Here is a 16,649-nt window from a genome sequence, read left to right on the forward strand (position 1 = left end):
TGACCCCGCTCAGGCCGCCGGACGTGACGGACGCTGTGAGACACAGCATCCCACCGCACAGCGTGCACCGTTCTCGGTGCAGCCCATCCCCGCGGCGTCGGTGTCGAGTCCCTGCAACTGCGCCGAGATCAGCGCGATGATCATGTCGGTGAACCGCGGGTCCACACCCACCGTGCCCGCACGTTCCATCGGCAGGTCGAGTCGCTCGGCGACCTCCACCGCCTCGGTGTCGAGGTCCCAGACCACCTCGAGGTGGTCGGAGACGAACCCGATCGGGCACACGATGACCGGGTCGAGGTTCTGTGCGGCAAGGGTTTCGAGGTGATCGCAGATGTCGGGCTCGAGCCACGGGATCTGCGGCGGGCCTGATCGCGACTGCCACACGAGGTCGTGCGCGGCGAATCCGGCTGCGGCGGCCGCGCGTTCGGACGCGGCGGCCACCTGGCGGCTGTAGAGGTGTCCGCCCAGCGTGGGCGGACCCGCGGCCTTGTCGGCCGCGGACGGGATCGAGTGCGCGGTGAACACGAGTCGGGCGTCACCACGCGAGTCGGCCGGAAGTCGGTCCCGGGCGGCGGTGATCGCGTCGGCACAGGCCGCGATCATCTCCGGCCGATCCCAGTAGTGCGGCAGCTTGCGCAGGCCCATCAGATCCGTGCCAGGCTGACCGTGCTTGTCCGACAACGCATCCAGCGCTCGGCGGATGTCCTCGTGGTACTGCGCGCAGCCGGAGTAGCCACCCCACGCCGAGGTCGGGAACACCAGGGCATGGCGGCGGCCGTCGTCGTACATCGCCGACACCGTGTCCTCGATCATCGGGTGCCAGTTCCGGTTCCCGAAGTACACCGGGAGGTCGATGCCCGCCGATTCCAGACCGGCCCGGAGGTGATCGATGATGTCGAGGTTGAGGCGGTTGATCGGCGAGACGCCGCCGAAGTGCAGATAGTGCTCGGCGACCGCGTCGAGACGTTCCGGTGGCACCCCTCGACCCCGTGTGACGTTCTCCAGGAACGGCCGGACGTCCTCGGGCCCGTCGGGACCACCGAACGACAGCACCAGGATGGAGTCGAAGGGAGTGCTCATGAACCGGTGAACCCCTCGGGGAACCAGGTGTTGTGGCTCGCACCGCCGTCGACGTAGACGATCGATCCGGTGGTGCCGGGCAGCCAGTCCGACAGCAGCGCACAGATGGACTTCGCCACCACGGTGGGGTCGTCGACGTTCCACCCGATGGGCGACGCGCCGTCCCAGTACTCGTTGAGCATGTTGAGCTGCTTGGCGTCGTCGGTGGCGGTGCCCGCGATCGCCTTGGCGGCGAGCGTCTTGATCGGGCCGGCCGCGACGAGGTTGGACCGGATCCGCTTGGCGGCGCCGACTTCCCGTGCCACGTAACGGTTCACCGACTCGAGCGCGGCCTTGGCCACGCCCATCCAGTTGTAGTACGGCATGGCGGTGCGCGGATCGAAGTCCATGCCGACGATGGAGCCGCCCTCGTTCATCACCGGCAGCACGGCGCGGGCCAGTGCCGCGTAGCTCCAGGCGGAGATCTCGAACGACTTGGCCGCATCGGGTCCGGGCGCGTCGAGGAACGGCACGGCGTCGGGGCCCATCAGGTTCTTGGGTGCCATCGCGATCGAGTGCAGGACACCGTCGACACCCTCGGGGGCCAGTTCACGCACCTTGTCGGCGAGCTGGCCGAGGTTCTCCTCGTTGGTCACGTCGAGACCGATGGCGGCCGGGACCTCCTGCGGGAGTCGGCGGGCGATGCGATCGATCAGGCGCAGACGCTCGGGGATGCCGGTGATGATGACCTTGGCACCCTCGTTCTGCGCCATCGCCGCGGCGTGGAACGCGATCGACGAATCGGTGATGATGCCGGTGATCAAGATGGTCTTGCCCTCGAGCAGTCCGCTCACGTGTGTCCTCCTGGCTGTGGATGTGGGGGTCGTGCGGGTGATGTGGGGTGGGTCAGTGGCCCATGCCGAGGCCGCCGTCGACGGGGATGACTGCCCCCGACACGTACGACGAGTCGTCCGAGGCGAGCCAGCTGACGACCGCCGCGACCTCGTCGGTGCGGCCCATGCGCTGCGCCGGGATCAACTGCAGCGCCTGCTCCTGATAGTTCTCCGGCAGTGCTGCCGTCATCTCGGTGTCGATGAAGCCGGGGGCGACGACGTTCGCGGTGATCGAGCGGGAACCGAGCTCACGGGTCAACGACCGTGCCATGCCGATGAGACCGGCCTTCGACGACGCGTAATTGATCTGGCCGGGGGTACCCATCGTGGCGACCACCGAGCCGATGAAGATGAACCGCCCGAATCGCTTGCGCAGCATCGACCGACACGCGGCCTTGGCGACCCGGAACGACCCGGTGAGGTTGGCGTCGATGACCTTGGAGAACTGCTCCTCGCTCATCCGCATCAGCAACGTGTCGTCGGTGACGCCCGCGTTGGAGACCAGGACCTCGACCGGACCCTGGTGCTTCTCGACCTCGGCGAAGGCCGTGGTGATGGACTCGGCGTCGGTCACGTCGCACACCACGCCGAACAATCCGTCGGGCACACCGGAACCGCGGTGGGTCACCGCGACCTTGTGTCCGTCGGCGGCCAGGCGCTGCGCGATGGCCAGTCCGATGCCGCGGTTGCCGCCGGTCACCAGTACCGAGCGGGAGATCCGGCCCCCCGCGGCTGTGGACTCGTCTGTCGATGTCGTGGTGTCTGCCATGGAGGTCAACCTATCGTCCGCGCGTGGCGCGACGTGGAGCAGGTCGAATCCCGGGTGGGCACTGCACGGCTCGACGATCTGGTGTTGTGACCGATCACGGTAGGCGCCGATTGAGTGCCACGGCACCCACAGCGGCCAGCAGCACCAGGATCGTGCCCGCGATCAACCACGGACGTGAGTTGTCGCCCTTGCGGGTCTCGTACCCGATCTGCTGCTGCAGGGTGTCGTAGACCTTGGTGAGTTCGTCGAGACTGGACGCGGTGAAGAACTCGCCGCCGGACAGGCTCGCGATCTTGTTCAGCGACTCGTCGTCGACCGGAACCGGGATCCGGTCACCCTCGAGATCCACCGAGCCCGTCGAGGTACCGAACGAGATCGTGTTGACCGGGATCCGTTCCTCCTTGGCCTTGCGGGCGGCGGTGAACGCGCCCCGGGGATCGTCCGGATCGTCGGGCACCGTCTCCTTGCCGTCGGACTCGAGCACGATCCGCGCGGGCGGGGCCCCCTTGTCGCCGCCGAGCACGGCGTTGAGGGTCTTGATCTGCTGGATGGCCGCGAAGATGCCCTCGCCGGTCGCCGTCTTGTCCTCGAGCTGCAGTTTGTCGACCGCGACCTTGGTCGCGTTGTGGTCCGGGGTCGGCGAGACCAGGGTCGCGGCGGTACCGGCGTAGGAGATCAGCCCGAGGTTGATGCCGTCGGTGAGGTCGTCGGCGAACTTCTTGGCGGCCTGCTGCGCCGCCTTGATGCGCGACGGTGCGACGTCCGTCGCGTTCATCGACCGGGACACGTCGATCACCAGGATGACCGTCGCCTTGTTCCGGGGGATGCGGCGATCGGCCTGTGGACCGGCCAATGCCACGGTCAGCAGGATCAGTCCCACCAGCATCACCGCGATCGGGACGTGGCGGAGCCGGTTGCGCTGTGTCGGGACCACCGAGTTCAGCAGGTCGAGGTTGGCGAACTTGAGGGCGCGGTTGTGTCGGCGTCGCTGCATGTAGACGTAGCCGGCGCCGAGGCCGACGACGAGCAGCAGGATCAGCAACCACCACGGTGTCGCGAGATCGAACATGGGCCCTACCGTCCCGACCCGGCGCCGAGACCGCGACGGCGGCGCACGACGAAACGCACCACGTCGGAGATCCAGTCGCGGTCGGTGCGCAACGTCAATGTCGGTGCACCACAGGTACGCAACGTCCGGTGGACGTCGGACTGGTGGGCGTGCGCCGCGCGTGCGAAGTCGTCGCGGACCCGATCGGTCACCGTGATCTCACGGACCTGGCCGCTCTCGGCGTCGCGCAGCACCACCTCGCCGACGTCGGGCAGCGCCATGTCGCGGGGGTCGAGAACCTCGATGCCGAGCAGTTCGTGATGGCCACCGACCGCTCGCAGTGGTCGGTCCCAGTCGATGGGGCCGAGGAAGTCGCTGACGACGACGGCGAGTCCGCGTCGGCGCTCGGGGCGACGGAGCGCGTCGATGCCCGCGTTGAGGTCGCCACGCACCCCGTCGGAACTGCGGTGGGTGGTCGCGATGGTCTTGAGGAGATTCAGCGCGTGGGCTCGTCCGCTGCGGGCCGGGATCCGCACGATGGTGTCGCCGGTGGCCACGATCGCACCGATACGATTGCCGCCACCGAGGGTCAGGTGGGTGATCGCGGCACACGCGGCGACCGACAGGTCGCGCTTGGTGCCGTTGACCGTGCCGAAGTCGAGACTCGCGGACATGTCGACGACCAACCAGGTCTCGAGCTCGCGGTCGGCGACCATCTGCCGGACGTGGGCGTGCGTCGTCCGCGCGGTGACCGACCAGTCCATCCGGCGGACGTCGTCGCCCGGCTGGTACATCCGCGCCTCACCGGGCTCGGAACCGGGACCGGGGATCAGGCCCATGTGGTCGCCCTGCAGCACACCGTCGAGCTTGCGGCGGACGGTGATCTCGAGCGTCTTCAGTGCCGCGGTCAGCGTCGGGTCGTCGAGGGTGCCCGCGCCGAACGACGGCAGGCGGTCAGCGTCCGCCATCGATGCGGCCGTGCGTCGGCGCCGGATGGCCGCCGGTGGCGCGCGGATCCGGTGCCTGGCCGGGTGTGGACTGCTGCGGCTTGGCCATGCCCACCGGGGCGCCGTTGGGGGGCTGGGGTACGCCGTGCTGGGGTGCACCCTGCGGCGGACCCCCGGGGGCGGACTGCGGTATCGGCCCACCCTGGATCGGCTGTGCACTGACCTGGGGCAGTCCGACGGTCTGCAGTACGCGCGTGATGACCTGATCGGCGTCGATCTCGTCGGCGAGCGCGTCGTAGCTGAGCACCAGACGGTGCCGCAGGACGTCGGGGATGATCTCGACGACGTCGGAGGGGATCACGTAGTCACGTCCGCGGACCAGGGCCAGCGCCCGGGCCGCGGCGACGATGCCCAGGGTGGCGCGCGGCGACGCGCCGTAGGACAGCCAGCTCGCGACGTCGTTCATGCCGAAGTCGGCCGGACGGCGGGTCGCGGTGATGACGCGGACCACGTAATCCACCAGCGCGTGATGGACGAAGACGTTCGCGGCGACCTTCTGCAGCCGCACGGTCGACGCGGGGTCGAGGATCTGTCCGGCGGTCGGCACGCGGGTGCCCATCCGGTAGACGATCTCGCGCTCCTCCTCCACCGAGGGGTAGTCGACGAGGACCTTGAACAGGAAGCGGTCGCGCTGCGCCTCGGGCAGCGGGTAGACGCCCTCGTTCTCGATCGGGTTCTGCGTCGCCATGACGAGGAACGGATCGGGCATCGGGTAGGTGGTCCCGCCGATCGACAGGTGCCGCTCGGCCATCACCTCGAGCAACGCCGACTGCACCTTGGCCGGCGCTCGGTTGATCTCGTCGGCGAGCAGGAAGTTTGCCACGACCGGTCCGAGTTCGGTGTCGAACTCCTCGCGGCCCTGCCGGTAGATGCGGGTACCGATCAGGTCGGTCGGCACCAGGTCGGGGGTGAACTGCACGCGGGAGAAGCTGCCGCCGATGACGTGCGCGTAGGTCTCCACCGCGAGGGTCTTGGCGACACCGGGGACGCCCTCGAGCAGGATGTGGCCGCGGGCCAGCAGACCGACCAGGATCCGCTCGATCAGCTGATCCTGCCCGACGATGACGCGCTTGACCTCGAACATCGTGCGCTCCAGGAGCTTCACGTCCGCGTCGGTGAGTGCGAACTCGCCGCCCTGGTCATTGCCGTCGTGCGTTGCGGACACGCGTGATCCTCCGATTGAGAGCCGGTAGTGGGGAGACTTGACCTCACCGAGAGTAGCGGTCGCACGCACCCGAGGGTCGGATGCGTGCGAACGCGCTGCTCACCGACGACGCCGACCGTGTCGAGGTCGCCGACCGGCGGAGCCTGGTGGCTACCCGGTGAGGCGGATGACGTACGGCATGGCGCCGCTGGTCCGCAGGGGCGAGATCTTCACGACGTCGCCGGACTGCGGTGCCTCCACCATCTGGTTGTTGCCCAGGACGAGAGCGACGTGCTCGCTCGCGTTGGGGCCGTAGAAGATCATGTCGCCGCGTTGCATCTGCGACAGCGGCACCTTCTTGCCCGAGGTGTACTGGTAGCCGGTGTAGTGCGGCAACGAGATACCGATGCCTGCGAACGCGTAGATCATCAGACCCGAGCAGTCGAAGCCGGACTTGTTGTAGTCGCCGTAGCTGTCGGCGACGCCGCCGTCCCGGATGCCCTTGGTGGGTCCGTTGGCGTTGCCACCGCCCCAGGCGTAGGTGACGCCGAGTTGCGAGAGGGCACGGTTGACCACGATCTCGACGGCCGCCGACCCGGTGACGCCGGGGGTGACCGAGGTCGACCCACCGGTACCCGGTGTGGCCGCGGTGCCCTGATCGGTGCCGTTGAGATCGGTGTGCGGGCGCTGGATCGAGGCGACGACCGAGGCCAGGACCTGCTGTGCGGCGTCGACCGCGAGCTTCGCGGCGGCCTCGGCTGCGACCTTGAGTGCCGATTGCGCGGCGGTCTGGATCGCGTTCTGCATCGGGTTCACCGGAGCGGCCGCCGGGACGCGTCCCGGAATGACCGGTGCCGCGGCGGGCACCTGTCCTGCCGGGGCCTGTGCTGCTGGTGCGCCCGCGGCCGGGGCCTGCGTCGGAGCGGAGGCCTGGACCTGACCCGGGACCGCTGCGGCCGCAGCCGCGGCGGCTCGTCCGCGAAGTGCGTCGAGCTGGGCCTGCGCCTGGTCACGGGCGGCGGTCAGTTCGACGCGTCGCGCCGACTCGGTCCGCACCGCGGCCATCGCGTCCTGGATCGCCTGCAGCGCATCGTTCTTGCGGGCTGCTGCCGACTTGGTCGCGAACGACGCCTGCGCTCGGGTGGCCGCCGCGGTCGCGACACGGTTCGCCTGCTCGTTGCGGGCGACCTTCAACTGGGTGATCGAGGCCTTCTGCTTCTTGGTGAGCCGATCCAGGATCCCGGCGCGGTCGAGAACCGCGCTCGGATCGGAGGTCGACAGGTAGTTCGTCATCGAACTCTGCGAGCTGCCCTGGCGGTAGAGGTTGCGCACGAAGTCGTCGAAGCCGCGCTGCGCCGTGCTGATGGCGGCGGTGGCCTTGCCGAGTGCGTCCTGCGACCCCTTCATGGCGATCGACGCGAGGCGTTCCTGATCGCGGGCGTTCTGCAGGTCGACGAGCGTGCGGTTCACCGACTCCCGCTTGAGTGCGACGGTGTTGTCGAGATCGGCCAGATGTTGGTCGGTGCCTGCGATCTGGTTGATCAGGTCCGCGATCCCGCCGGGACTGCGTGGCGAGTCACCCGCGGACGGGGCGGCCACCGACGGGCCCACGCCCATACCCAGCAGGGCGATGATCACCACCAGTGCCATCGTGGCGACCGCGGTCATCCGGGGGCCACGATCGCGGCTCTCGGATGATTCGGTGTGGTGGTTTCGACCCGGGTCGCGACGACCCGGAGCGGCGTGTGGCCGTCGGTACGAGACGCGCGCTGCGCGTGCTCGGCCGACGGGAACGAAACGTCGCCTCACTGATGACTCCCTCGCAGAACTGACGTGCGGCTGGTGGACGCCCGACCGTCCGGCGACACCGCAATCCGGTCGATTCCGACACCGCCGGATACGACACGATCACCGATCACCACCGCCAACTTGTGTCCCGGCAGGTGTCAACTTCCCCATCAACACCACCTATGACATGTCGAACCGTACGCCACAAAAGCCCCGAGCGAAACATGAGTCACAAATTACAAAGAGGTGATTACCTGCATATATGCGGTGAACTGCGCGTCATCACGAATGTATTTCGTGAATGACACGGCGGTAATTCATTAAATGTGGCAAACCGAGTATTTGCCGAGATGATCTAGCGGTTCGAGCTGTCCCGCTCGTCGTCGCCGGGTGCGGATCCGGCACCCGCGGCGGGTGCGACCGACGCCGTCTCCGCAGGTGTGGACGAGTTCGTCGCGCTCACGCGGCGGCGTCCGAGCACACGGGCCGCAACGGCGCCCACCGCCACCACGACGATCAGCGCGATGGTGACGACAGTCCACGGGACCTGCGTCTGGTCGGTCATCCGGTCGAGCAGCTGCTGAGCGGCGACCGGCGGATTGCTGGTGGACAGGTTGTCCTGGGCCTGCTCGAGCTGAACACGGCTGAAGTCGTCGGACGCCGAACCGACGGTCCCGGGACCGAACACGACGACCGTTCCCCCGGTCTCGTCCTGCAGCGCGGTGGCGATGTCTCGGAAGTAGGTGAACTTCGGCTGCGATTCCGACAGCACCACGAAGTACATGTCGTGGCCCTCGTCTTTGGCCTGCGAGACCACCGAGGTCAGACGCGGCGTGATGTCGGCGGGCGCTGCGACGTGGTCGTCGGCCAGATCGGCCTCGATCGCCTTCAGGTCGACATCGGCGGGGATGATCGACATCGCCGGACTCTGCGCCCAGGTGCTCGCGTTGGGGGCCATGTCGTGTCGCTGCCTTCCGCTCCGGGGTTGATGACTCGACCCCGCCAAGACCCTCCATAGGGGTCACATCCACAGGCACAGTACGACACAATTGAGCCGCGGTGATCGAACCGCGGTGTCCCGGCCCGCTCGCGCGGGTCGGGGACACGCGATGTTCACCGTGCGCGCGACACATTGTCACCGGTGGTGATTTAACCAGTACGCGCGTACTGCTAGACTTGTGCCACGCATCCGATCTGCCTCGGGTGCCCGCAACAGCGCCGGCCAGCCCGCCGGTGAAAAACGTCGGCGCCGCCCCGTCGACACAGCGAGAGTGGAGTGTTCTGTGAGCTCGAGTATCGATACATATGGTGCCAAGGGGACGTTGGAGGTCGGCGAGAACTCGTATGAGATCTTCCGGCTCAGCGCGGTCGAAGGTGCCGAGAAACTTCCCTACGCGTTGAAGGTTCTCGCGGAGAACCTCCTGCGCACCGAGGACGGCGCGAACATCACCGCCGACCACATCCGTGCGATCGCCGACTGGGACCCGTCCGCGGATCCGAGCATCGAGATCCAGTTCACGCCTGCGCGCGTGATCATGCAGGACTTCACCGGCGTCCCCTGCATCGTCGACCTCGCCACCATGCGCGAGGCCGTGCAGGAGCTCGGCGGCGACCCGGACAAGGTCAACCCGCTCGCGCCCGCCGAGATGGTCATCGACCACTCGGTCATCATCGAGGCGTTCGGCAACGCGCAGGCGTTCGAGCGCAACGTCGACATCGAGTACCAGCGCAACGAGGAGCGCTACCAGTTCCTCCGCTGGGGCCAGGGCGCGTTCGACGACTTCAAGGTCGTCCCCCCGGGCACCGGCATCGTCCACCAGGTCAACATCGAGCACCTCGCCCGGTCGATCATGGTCCGCGACGGACAGGCCTACCCCGACACCTGTGTGGGCACCGACTCGCACACGACGATGGAGAACGGTCTGGGCGTCCTGGGCTGGGGCGTCGGCGGCATCGAGGCCGAGGCCGCGATGCTCGGCCAGCCGATCTCCATGCTCATCCCCCGCGTCGTCGGCTTCAAGCTGTCCGGCGAGACCAAGGCGGGCGTGACCGCGACCGACGTGGTCCTCACCATCACCGAGATGTTGCGCAAGCACGGCGTCGTCGGCAAGTTCGTCGAGTTCTACGGCAAGGGCGTGGCCGCGGTGCCGCTGGCCAACCGCGCGACCATCGGCAACATGAGTCCCGAGTTCGGTTCCACCTGTGCGATGTTCCCCATCGACGAGGAGACGGTGAAGTACCTCCGTCTGACCGGTCGCAGCGAGGAGCAGCTCGCGCTGGTCGAGGCCTACGCCAAAGAGCAGGGCATGTGGCACGACGGCGACAAGGAGTCGGTGTACTCGGAGTACCTCGAGCTCGACCTCGCCGAGGTCGTCCCGTCGATCGCCGGACCGAAGCGTCCGCAGGACCGTATCGAGCTGTGGGACGCGAAGAACGCGTTCCGCAAGGACATCCACAACTACGTGGAGAACGGAAACTCCGCCGAGCACACCAAGCTCGACGACGCCGTCGAGGACACCTTCCCGGCGTCCGATCCGGCCGCGCTGTCCTTCGCCGACGACGATGCCGCACCGCTGCACTCCGCCGCGCGCAACGCCACCGGTCGCCCGACCAAGCCGGTCCGTGTCGATTCCGACGAGCTCGGCTCGATGGTCCTCGACCACGGCATCGTCTCGATCGCGTCGATCACCAGCTGCACCAACACCTCCAACCCGTCGGTCATGATCGGCGCCGGACTGCTGGCCCGCAACGCGGTCGATCGCGGCCTCACCTCCAAGCCGTGGGTCAAGACCTCGATGGCCCCGGGGTCGCAGGTCGTCACCGGCTACTACGAGAAGGCCGGCCTGTGGCCCTACCTGGAGAAGCTGGGCTTCTTCCTTGTCGGGTACGGCTGCACCACCTGCATCGGTAACTCGGGACCGCTGCCGGAGGAGATCTCCAAGGCGATCAACGAGCACGATCTGACCGCGACTGCGGTGCTCTCCGGCAACCGCAACTTCGAGGGACGCATCAACCCCGACGTGAAGATGAACTACCTGGCGTCGCCGCCGCTGGTCATCGCCTACGCCCTCGCCGGCACCATGGACTTCGACTTCGAGTCCGACCCGCTGGGCCAGGACACCGACGGCAACGACGTCTTCCTGAAGGACATCTGGCCCTCGGGTGAGGAGATCGAGAAGACGATCTCCGAGTCGATCTCGCCGGAGCAGTACGCGGCCGACTACGCCGACGTGTTCAAGGGCGACGAGCGCTGGCGCGGACTGCCCACCCCGGACGGCAAGACGTTCGAGTGGGACGAGAAGTCCACCTACGTGCGCAAGCCCCCGTACTTCGAGGGCATGCAGCGTGAGCCGGCTCCCGTCAAGGACATCACCGGTGCACGCGTGCTCGCGAAGCTGGGCGACTCGGTCACCACCGACCACATCTCCCCCGCCTCGACGATCAAGCCGGGTACCCCCGCCGCGCAGTACCTCGACGCCAACGGCGTGGAGCGCAAGGACTACAACTCGCTGGGTGCCCGTCGCGGCAACCACGAGGTGATGATCCGCTCGACGTTCGGCAACATCCGGTTGCAGAACCAGCTGCTCGACGGGGTCTCGGGTGGATACACCCGCGACTTCACGCAGGACGACGCACCGCAGTCGTTCATCTACGATGCCGCGCAGAACTACGCCGCGCAGGGCACCCCGCTCGTGGTGCTCGGTGGCAAGGAGTACGGCACCGGGTCGTCGCGTGACTGGGCCGCCAAGGGCACCAGCCTGCTGGGCGTCAAGGCCGTCATCACCGAGAGCTTCGAGCGCATCCACCGCTCGAACCTGATCGGCATGGGCGTCATCCCGCTGCAGTTCCCCGAGGGCGAGTCGCACGGGTCGCTGAAGCTCGACGGCACCGAGACGTTCGACATCTCGGGCATCGAGGAGCTCAACAACGGCGGTGTCCCGGCCACGGTGAAGGTCGTCGCGACCAAGACCGACGGCTCCACCGTCGAGTTCGACGCGGTCGTGCGTATCGACACCCCCGGCGAGGCGGACTACTACCGCAACGGCGGCATCCTGCAGTACGTGCTGCGCAACATGATCAAGGACTGACGCAGTACCGCAGTGCCGAAGTCCGTTCATCCCACGGTGGGCCCGCTCGAGGGTCCACCGTGGGTGAGCGCCCCATGAGTTAGAGGTCATCACCGTGCCCAAGGTCAGCGAGGACCATCTCGCCGCGCGCCGTCGCGAGATCCTCGACGGGGCTCGGCGGTGCTTCGCCGAATACGGCTATGACGGCGCCACCGTCCGTCGCCTCGAGGAGGCGACCGAACTCTCCCGCGGCGCGATCTTCCACCACTTCCGCGACAAGGAAGCGCTGTTCCTGGCGCTGGCCCACGAGGACGCCGAGCGGATGGCCGACGTCGCCGCCGAGCAGGGTCTCGTCCAGGTCATGCGCGACATGCTCGACCACCCCGAGGATTTCGACTGGCTCGGCACCCGCCTGGAGATAGCGCGCAAGCTCCGCACGGACGCCGCGTTCCGCACCGAGTGGTTGGCGCGGTCGGTCGATCTCGAGACCGCGACCCTGGCCCGACTCGAACGTCAGCGCAGCGCGGGCCGCCTGCGCGACGACATCCCGACCGCGGTCATCGTGCAGTACCTGGACCTCGTGCTCGACGGAATGATCACCCGGCTCGCGTCGGGGCATCGCAGCGGCGACCTGCACGCGGTCCTCGATCTCGTCGAGGAGTCCGTGCGCCGTCCCCGGGCACGATGACCGCCTCGACAAAGCCTGCGACACCCTGTCCGTAAGTTGAGTTATTCGTCCTCCGGGATCGTCGTCGATCGATAGCATCGGACCCACGTGCGATCACGTCAGCGGAAGGTCGGCCCCACATATGTTCCCAGGAGTTTTCGCGGCGACGACGCCCGACAAACCGGCCGCGATCTCCCCGGCCACGGGTGAGCAACTCACCTACCGCGAACTCGACGAGCGATCGACCCGCCTGGCCAACCTGCTGCACGACTTGGGTCTGCGCCGCGGCGACTGCATCGCGATGGTGTCGACCAACGATCTCCAGGTGTTCGAGGTCTACTGGGCCGCACTGCGTTCCGGGCTCTACATCACACCGGTCAACTATCACCTGACCGCCGCGGAGACGAACTTCATCCTCGGCGATTGTGGTGCGCGCGTGCTGTTCGCGAGCACCGCCTCCGCCGACGCGGTCGCGGCCAGCGGCGAGGTGCCGAACCTGGAACGCCGCTTCGCCTGGGGCGCGGGCATCGACGGGTTCGACTCCTACGACGAGGCCCTCGCGCAGGCATCACCGCTCCGACCGGCGACCCAACCACGCGGACACGACATGCTCTACTCGTCGGGGACGACCGGTCGCCCCAAGGGCATCAAGCCCGCGCTGCCCGAGGGCCAGGTCGACGAGATCCCGGACGTCTACACGGCGATCTTCGCGCCCATGTACGGGTTCGACGAGAACACCGTCTACCTCTCCCCCGCACCGCTCTATCACGCTGCGCCGCTGCGGTATTGCGGCATGACCCAGTCGGTGGGCGGAACCGTGGTGATGATGGACCGGTTCGACGCCGAGGAGGCGCTGCGACTGATCGAGAAGTACGGGGCCACGCACAGCCAGTGGGTGCCGACCATGTTCATCCGCATGCTCAAGCTCCCCGCCGAGACCCGCGACTCCTACGACGTGTCGTCGATGAAGGTCGCCATCCACGCCGCCGCACCGTGTCCGGTGCACGTGAAGCGCGCGATGATCGAGTGGTGGGGCCCGGTGATCCAGGAGTACTACTCGTCGACCGAGGCCGTCGGGGCCACGTTCATCAACAGCGAGGAGGCTCTCGAGCATCCGGGGTCGGTGGGCAAACCGCTGCTCGGGGTCATCCACGTCTGCGACGACGACGGGACCGAGTTGGCGACCGGCGAGACCGGGACCGTGTTCTTCGAGCGTGAGGCGCAGACCTTCTCCTACCACAACGATCCCGCGAAGACCCGGGCCGCACAGCATCCCGAGCATCCGCTGTGGGCCACCACCGGCGACATCGGGCACGTCGACTCCGACGGTTTCCTCTACCTCACCGACCGCAAGGCGTTCATGATCATCTCCGGTGGAGTGAACATCTACCCGCAGGAGGCCGAGAACATCCTGATCGGCCACCCCGCTGTGTTCGACGTCGCGGTGATCGGTGTGCCGAACGACGAGCTCGGCGAGGAGGTCAAGGCCTGCGTGCAACTCGAGGCGGGGGCCACCGCGTCGGAGGAACTGGCGGCCGACCTCATCGCGTTCACCGGCGAGGCGATCGCGGCCTACAAGGTCCCACGCACCGTGGACTTCGTCGACGAACTACCCCGCACCGCCACCGGCAAGCTCGTGAAAGGTCAGCTGCGCGAGCAATACCAGTGATCTGCACTCCGCGGAGCGCTGTCATCAGGCGAGCTCGATGAGCTCCTGGTATTCGTCGCTCCAGTGGTCCTCGGTGCCGTCAGGCAGCAGGATGACCCGCTCGGGTTCCAGTGCGGCGGCAGCACCGGGATCGTGCGTGACCAGCACGACCGCGCCCGAGTAGGTACGCAGCGCGTCGAGGACCTGCTCGCGGGAGATCGGGTCGAGGTTGTTGGTCGGCTCGTCGAGCAGCAGCACGTTGGCCGCCGATGACACCAGCCCCGCCAGCGCGAGGCGGGTCTTCTCACCGCCGGACAGCGTCCCGGCCGGCTGCTCGAGCTGCGGTCCGGTGAACATGAACGCACCGAGCAGGCCGCGCAGGTCCTGCTCGCCCGCATCGGGTGCCGCGTGACGGATGTTCTCCCACACCGACGCCCGGTCGTCGAGGGTGTCGTGCTCCTGCGCGAAATACCCGACCTTGAGCCCGAACCCGGGTTCGAGCGATCCGGTGTCGGGCTTCTCGACACCGGCGAGCAGCCGCAGCAGCGTGGTCTTGCCCGCGCCGTTGAGCCCGAGGATGACCACCCGGCTGCCCTTGTCGATGGCGAGGTCGACGCCGGTGAAGATCTCCAGCGACCCGTACATCTTGGTCAGGTTCGACGCCATCAGCGGCGTCTTGCCGCAGGATGCGGGCTCGGGGAAACGGATCTTGGCGGTCTTGTCCGAGACCCGCTCGGCGTCGAGCTCGTCCATCATCCGGTCGGCCCGCTTGAGCATGTTCTGCGCGGCCACGGCCTTGGTGGCCTTGGCCCCCATCTTCGCGGCCTGCACGCGCAGCGCACCCGCCTTCTTCTCGGCGTTGGCGCGTTCACGCTTGCGTCGCTGCTCGTCGCTGGCGCGGGCGTCGAGGTATTTCTTCCACGTCATGTTGTAGACGTCGACCTCGCTGCGGACCGCGTCGAGGAACCAGACGCGGTTGACGACGTCGGCCAGCAGATCCACGTCGTGACTGATCACGACGAGGCCGCCGTCGTGGTTGTGCAGGAAGGCACGCAGCCAGCCGATCGAGTCGGCGTCGAGGTGGTTGGTCGGCTCGTCGAGCAGCAGGGTGGTGTTGGACTTCCCGCCACTGCCGTCGGCCGCGGCGAACAGGATCCGGGCGAGCTCGATGCGGCGACGCTGTCCGCCCGAGAGCGTCTTGAGCGGTTGCTCGAGGACGCGGTCGGGCAGGCTCAGGCTGTTGCAGATGCGCGCGGCCTCGGACTCGGCGACATAGCCACCGAGGGAGGAGAACCGGTCCTCGAGTTCGCCGTAGCGACGCACCGCCTTGTCCTGGGCCACCGGGTCGGCGACCTCGGCCATCAGTGCCTGCTGCTTCTCCAGGTCACGCAGCAGGGTGTCGAGACCCCGCGCGGACAGGACGCGATCCTTGGCGAGGACGTTCAGGTCGCCCTCTTTGGGGTCCTGTGGCAGGTATCCGACCTCACCGATGGTGCTGACGGAACCGGCGTACGGTTCGCCCTCACCGGCCAGGATGCGCAGGGTGGTCGTCTTGCCGGCACCGTTGCGGCCGACCAGTCCGATCCGGTCGCCGGGCTGAATGCGGATACCCGGCCCCGGAACATTGAGGAGGGTGCGGACGCCTGCGCGCACCTCGAGGTCGGTTGCCGTGATCACGACGTTTGAGTTTACGCGCTCATGACCATTGCTTTTCGCCACGACCGGCCGGGCGGGCGCCGGAGGTGCTTCGTTACGGTGCTGGATGTGACCAGACCAACAGACGCACCCACCGGATCCGACCTCCGATCGCTCGCCGGACGCTCGGCCCTGGTGACCGGCGCGAGCCGGGGCATCGGGTTGTCGATCGCCACCGAGCTCGCCCGCCGCGGTGCCGCCGTCACCATCACCGCGCGGAAACCCGAACCACTGGAGCAGGCCGCGGAGTCGATCCGCGCCGCCGTACCGGGGGCCGTCGTCGCGGCCGAACCCGGCAACGCTGGGTCGCCCGAGGACCGCACCCGCGCGGTCGCCACCGCGGCCACGCCCACCGGCACCGTCGACATCCTGGTCAACAACACCGGTATCAACCCGATCTTCGGGCCGCTGATGTCGGCCGACCTCGATGCCGTCCGCAAGATCTTCGACGTCAACGTCGTCGCCGCACTCGGATTCATCCAGGAATGCCACCGCGCGGGCATGGGCGAGAACGGCGGGACCGTCGTCAACATCGCAAGTGTCGCCGGCCTGCGCTCCACCGGCGTGATCGCCGCGTACGGGGCGTCGAAGGCCGCGCTGATCCGGCTGACCGAGGAACTCGCAGCCGAGCTCGGGCCCGGCATCCGCGTGAACGCGGTCGCCCCCGCGGTGGTCAAGACGCAGTTCGCCGAGGGTCTGCTCGCCGCCGGTGAGGACGTCGTGGCGTCGCGCTACCCGCTCAAACGCGTCGGGGTGCCGACCGACGTCGCGCAGGTCGTGGCGTTCCTCGCCGGCGACGAGTCCAGCTGGATCACCGGCGAGACGATCCGGATCGACGGCGGCATGCTCGCCGCCGGCAGCTAG

General features: G+C 68.0%; 13 protein-coding genes. 4 read left to right on the plus strand and 9 right to left on the minus strand.

Annotation, left to right across the window (positions count from 1 at the left end; translation table 11 throughout):
* Nucleotides 1–9: 9 nt before the first annotated feature.
* From LX13_RS20800 to LX13_RS20835, 8 genes are all read right to left on the minus strand, one after another.
* The gene (locus tag LX13_RS20800) at nt 10–1,080 is read right to left on the minus strand and encodes a ferrochelatase (RefSeq protein ID WP_253663230.1); all 1,071 of its coding nucleotides are present in this window, start codon (nt 1,078–1,080) and stop codon (nt 10–12) included.
* Nucleotides 1,077–1,913, minus strand: a complete 837-nt coding sequence (gene inhA, locus LX13_RS20805) for an NADH-dependent enoyl-ACP reductase InhA (protein ID WP_253663231.1) — start codon at nt 1,911–1,913, stop codon at nt 1,077–1,079. The genes LX13_RS20800 and inhA overlap by 4 nt, the downstream gene beginning before the upstream one ends.
* 52 nt (nt 1,914–1,965) lie before the next feature.
* The gene (gene fabG1, locus LX13_RS20810) at nt 1,966–2,721 is read right to left on the minus strand and encodes a 3-oxoacyl-ACP reductase FabG1 (RefSeq protein WP_188492624.1); all 756 of its coding nucleotides are present in this window, start codon (nt 2,719–2,721) and stop codon (nt 1,966–1,968) included.
* Nucleotides 2,722–2,815: 94 nt separating this feature from the next.
* Nucleotides 2,816–3,790: a VWA domain-containing protein gene (locus tag LX13_RS20815; protein WP_253663232.1), complete on the minus strand. Its 975-nt coding sequence runs from the start codon at nt 3,788–3,790 to the stop codon at nt 2,816–2,818.
* Nucleotides 3,791–3,795: 5 nt separating this feature from the next.
* A complete protein-coding gene (locus tag LX13_RS20820) occupies nt 3,796–4,737 on the minus strand; it encodes a DUF58 domain-containing protein (protein WP_253663233.1) in 942 nt (313 codons plus the stop codon).
* Nucleotides 4,724–5,941: an AAA family ATPase gene (locus LX13_RS20825; RefSeq protein WP_253663234.1), complete on the minus strand. Its 1,218-nt coding sequence runs from the start codon at nt 5,939–5,941 to the stop codon at nt 4,724–4,726. The genes LX13_RS20820 and LX13_RS20825 overlap by 14 nt, the downstream gene beginning before the upstream one ends.
* Before the next feature lie 150 nt (nt 5,942–6,091).
* Nucleotides 6,092–7,588, minus strand: coding sequence for an NlpC/P60 family protein (locus LX13_RS20830; RefSeq protein ID WP_253663235.1), 1,497 nt, complete (start codon nt 7,586–7,588; stop codon nt 6,092–6,094).
* A 475-nt stretch (nt 7,589–8,063) separates the two neighbouring features.
* Nucleotides 8,064–8,666, minus strand: a complete 603-nt coding sequence (locus LX13_RS20835) for an Rv1476 family membrane protein (RefSeq protein ID WP_253663236.1) — start codon at nt 8,664–8,666, stop codon at nt 8,064–8,066.
* Nucleotides 8,667–8,991: 325 nt separating this feature from the next.
* On the opposite strand from LX13_RS20835, the gene LX13_RS20840 reads away from it, so the two are divergent.
* From LX13_RS20840 to LX13_RS20850, 3 genes are all read left to right on the plus strand, one after another.
* Nucleotides 8,992–11,796: an aconitate hydratase gene (locus LX13_RS20840; RefSeq protein ID WP_253663237.1), complete on the plus strand. Its 2,805-nt coding sequence runs from the start codon at nt 8,992–8,994 to the stop codon at nt 11,794–11,796.
* A 94-nt stretch (nt 11,797–11,890) separates the two neighbouring features.
* Complete coding sequence (locus LX13_RS20845; RefSeq protein WP_253663238.1) at nt 11,891–12,463, plus strand: TetR/AcrR family transcriptional regulator; 573 nt, start codon at nt 11,891–11,893, stop codon at nt 12,461–12,463.
* 121 nt (nt 12,464–12,584) lie between these two features.
* Nucleotides 12,585–14,111: an AMP-binding protein gene (locus tag LX13_RS20850; protein WP_253663239.1), complete on the plus strand. Its 1,527-nt coding sequence runs from the start codon at nt 12,585–12,587 to the stop codon at nt 14,109–14,111.
* Between the two features lie 24 nt (nt 14,112–14,135).
* Here the strand turns inward: LX13_RS20850 and LX13_RS20855 are convergent, their stop codons facing one another.
* Nucleotides 14,136–15,767, minus strand: a complete 1,632-nt coding sequence (locus LX13_RS20855; RefSeq protein ID WP_253663240.1) for an ABC-F family ATP-binding cassette domain-containing protein — start codon at nt 15,765–15,767, stop codon at nt 14,136–14,138.
* 78 nt (nt 15,768–15,845) lie between these two features.
* Between LX13_RS20855 and LX13_RS20860 the strand changes: the two genes are divergently transcribed.
* Nucleotides 15,846–16,649 carry an SDR family oxidoreductase gene (locus LX13_RS20860; protein ID WP_372499981.1) on the plus strand — a complete coding sequence of 268 codons (804 nt, stop codon included), beginning with the start codon at nt 15,846–15,848 and terminating at the stop codon, nt 16,647–16,649.

Source organism: Williamsia maris, from assembly GCF_024171815.1.
GTDB lineage: Bacteria > Actinomycetota > Actinomycetes > Mycobacteriales > Mycobacteriaceae > Williamsia_A > Williamsia_A maris.